The following is a 2,657-nucleotide window of genomic DNA, read 5'->3' as shown; positions in this document are numbered from 1 at the left end:
AGGCAGCACCGGCGCGTCAGCAGAATATACGAGACAGGAGATATTCCGCTTCCTCGCTCACTGACTCGCTGCGCTCGGTCGTTCGGCTGCGGCGAGCGGTGTGGGCTTACAAACTGGGCGGAAATTTCCTAGAGGATGCCAGGGCTATACTTAGCAAAGAAGAAGCAAGGCCACGGCGTTGCCGTTTTTCCATAGGCTCCGCCCCCCTGACAAGCATCACGAAATCTGACGCTCAAATCAGTGGTGGCGAAACCCGACAGGACTATAAAGATCCCAGGCGTTTCCCCCTGGTAGCTCCCTCGTGCGCTCTCCTGTTCCTGCCTTTCGGTTTACCGGTGTCATTCCGCTGTTATGGCCGCGTTTATCTCATTCCACGCCTGACACTCAGTTCCGGGAAGGCAGTTCGCTCCAAGCTGGACTGTATGCACGAACCCCCCGTTCAGTCCGACTACCACGCCCGTTCCGGTAACTATCAACTTGAGTCCAACCCGAAAAGGCACGACAAATCGCCATTGGCGGTAGCCACTGGTAAACAGGATGTGCGAGAGATGTATCGAGAGTTCTTGAAGTGGCGGCCTGAGTGAGGCTACACTGGAAGGACAGATTTGGTGACATGTCTCGCACAAGACTGTTACCACGGTTCAGAAGTTCCCCAACTTACTGAACCTTCGAAAAACCACCTCCCCAGGTGGTTTTTTCGTTTTCAGAGCAAGAGATTACGCTCAGACATAAATGATCTCAAGAAGATCCTTTCAAGGGGCAGAATTCTTTAGCGCCTAATCATTTCAACGTACCATTCGATGATGCTATCAACTTGATGGTCACAACCTTCGAAAAAGCCATTAATGCATTGCTGTTCCAAGAGACAGACTTTAGAAAAAAAAGTCAGTTCACTGAAAAGCAATGTAAAGCCCTATTTAGGCCTATCATGTACGTGAAAATTTAATAATTATTCTGGTTTCAAATATCAAGTTAAGTTAAATATTAATACTCCATCACCACCAAAAAGCTAAACGCCATAATTCACGTCTTTTTTTTCTATGTCTGAATAACTAGCCCTTTGCTTTAACAAGGCTGGAAATCGAGCAACAAAATTAAACTCAGTCTGAAGCTTCTTCCACAGAATATCCAAGCAATAAAAATGCTTCACCATCGCCCCAGACTGTTCGCCGAGATGAACTGAATTCTGCAAACCGATTACTGAATCAAAAAAAACAGCCATTAACTTCGTTGCAAACGGTCTCTTAACAATATAACCAGAAGCGGTTTGAGAATTTACAACACGATAAAAACCATTCTCATTGTCGATAACTTCAATTGGTACAGCTTGGTTATGAGAAAGAAGAAAAACGTCCCATTTATCTGAGCAAGCAACAGCTTTTGTAAGATCATCTAAAAACGACTCTTTGTTATAAATTTCAAAATCATCTTCTAGAACAACTAGGTACTGGCATTCAGACTCTGATATGTAACTGGCGATTAAGTTAGCATGACTCAGACTAGCTCCAAGCGCACCAAAATCAGGTTTACTATAAGCCTTGAAAAAAAAGTCATCTCCAGCCGAGATTCCGGCAAGGGAGAATTCCGCTACGCACTCAGCCTTACGATCATCACGATGTTCAAGATTAATAACCTTTAAAAAAACATCACCAGACATAAAACACCTTTTTTTGAAAAAATAACCGCATAAAAATTAGAACAATCGTCGAAAAGACACATCGATAACAAATCGAAGCAGAAATTTCGATTTACCATAACATCCGTTGCCCGCACCGCTCCGGACAGGTTCGCCACAAACGGGACGGCAGTCAGGTAAAACCGGCAACAAACCACCCGATACACCGCCCCGTTCGTGACAGATAAATTTTACCCGACTGCATAGCCATGCAGCCAGATGCATGGCGTGTAAAGTCACACTAAAATCAGCGTGAACGTCTTAAAAACAGTCAAATTCCATTGCAGCGGCGCCCACAGCTCGGCCGCCAAGTACAGGCAGTTAAGTAAATCGCCAATGACGTTAAGTGTTGCTAGCGTCATCCTGCATGCTCGCCCCCCTGTACATAGTGGAGCCTGACGCTTTCGAGCAGGTCCAGCATGCAGGAACGACGCGATGCATCGTTGTCAGACACAATCTGGCGATACGCCTCAAACATAACACTACCGGCATCACCACCCGAACGACGAAGCATGGCAGAAATCATCTGAACAACAATCAGGCGATCATCGGGGCAAAGGTTCACAAGTTCTCCTGGTGAAAAACCAAACATGAAAGTACCTCTCTATTAACGTCACCAGCAAAAACTTCATGAGGAGAAAATAAAAAAAGTGGAGAAAATGATCCAGCCGTTAACATCATAGGTAAATGAGAACCCCGCGCCAAGCCAGAAAGAATTTCGGGTAGGGTGCGGGGTTGGACAAGCCGCAGGCGCGTCAGGCTTTTGGCGGGTTTCGGGGCGCAGCCCTGAACCAGTCACGCAGCGCTAGCGGAGTGTATACTGGCTTAATATGTCGACACGGATGCGGAGGTCAGTGAAGTGCTTCATGTGGAAGGAGGAAAAAGGCAGCACCGGCGCGTCAGCAGAATATACGAGACAGGAGATATTCCGCTTCCTCGCTCACTGACTCGCTGCGCTCGGTCGTTCGGCTGCGGCGAGCGG

Annotated in this window: 3 protein-coding genes; 1 reads left to right on the top strand and 2 read right to left on the bottom strand. The window is 47.0% G+C overall.

Annotated features, from left to right (window positions below):
• The first annotated feature begins 422 nt into the window (after positions 1–422).
• Positions 423–584 carry a replication initiation protein gene (locus tag AD970_RS19995; protein WP_084728210.1) on the top strand — a complete coding sequence of 54 codons (162 nt, stop codon included), beginning with the start codon at positions 423–425 and terminating at the stop codon, positions 582–584.
• Between the two features lie 425 nt (positions 585–1,009).
• On the opposite strand, the gene AD970_RS18375 is transcribed toward AD970_RS19995, so the two are convergent.
• Complete coding sequence (locus AD970_RS18375; RefSeq protein WP_049602451.1) at positions 1,010–1,657, bottom strand: glycosyltransferase family 25 protein; 648 nt, start codon at positions 1,655–1,657, stop codon at positions 1,010–1,012.
• Between the two features lie 376 nt (positions 1,658–2,033).
• Positions 2,034–2,267, bottom strand: a complete 234-nt coding sequence (locus AD970_RS18370) for a hypothetical protein (protein WP_235786979.1) — start codon at positions 2,265–2,267, stop codon at positions 2,034–2,036.
• Between the last annotated feature and the right edge of the window lie 390 nt (positions 2,268–2,657).

The organism is Yersinia nurmii, from assembly GCF_001112925.1.
Taxonomy (GTDB): domain Bacteria; phylum Pseudomonadota; class Gammaproteobacteria; order Enterobacterales; family Enterobacteriaceae; genus Yersinia; species Yersinia nurmii.
Note: the sequence above shows the minus strand (reverse complement) of the source record. Positions and strands in the feature narration are given on the sequence as shown.

Bases quoted from the DNA above. Each gene is read 5' to 3' on its own strand.
- AD970_RS18375 (WP_049602451.1), bottom strand. From the start codon at position 1,657: ATGTCTGGTGATGTTTTTTTAAAGGTTATTAATCTTGAACATCGTGAT.
- AD970_RS19995 (WP_084728210.1), top strand. From the start codon at position 423: ATGCACGAACCCCCCGTTCAGTCCGACTACCACGCCCGTTCCGGTAAC.
- AD970_RS18370 (WP_235786979.1), bottom strand. From the start codon at position 2,267: ATGTTTGGTTTTTCACCAGGAGAACTTGTGAACCTTTGCCCCGATGAT.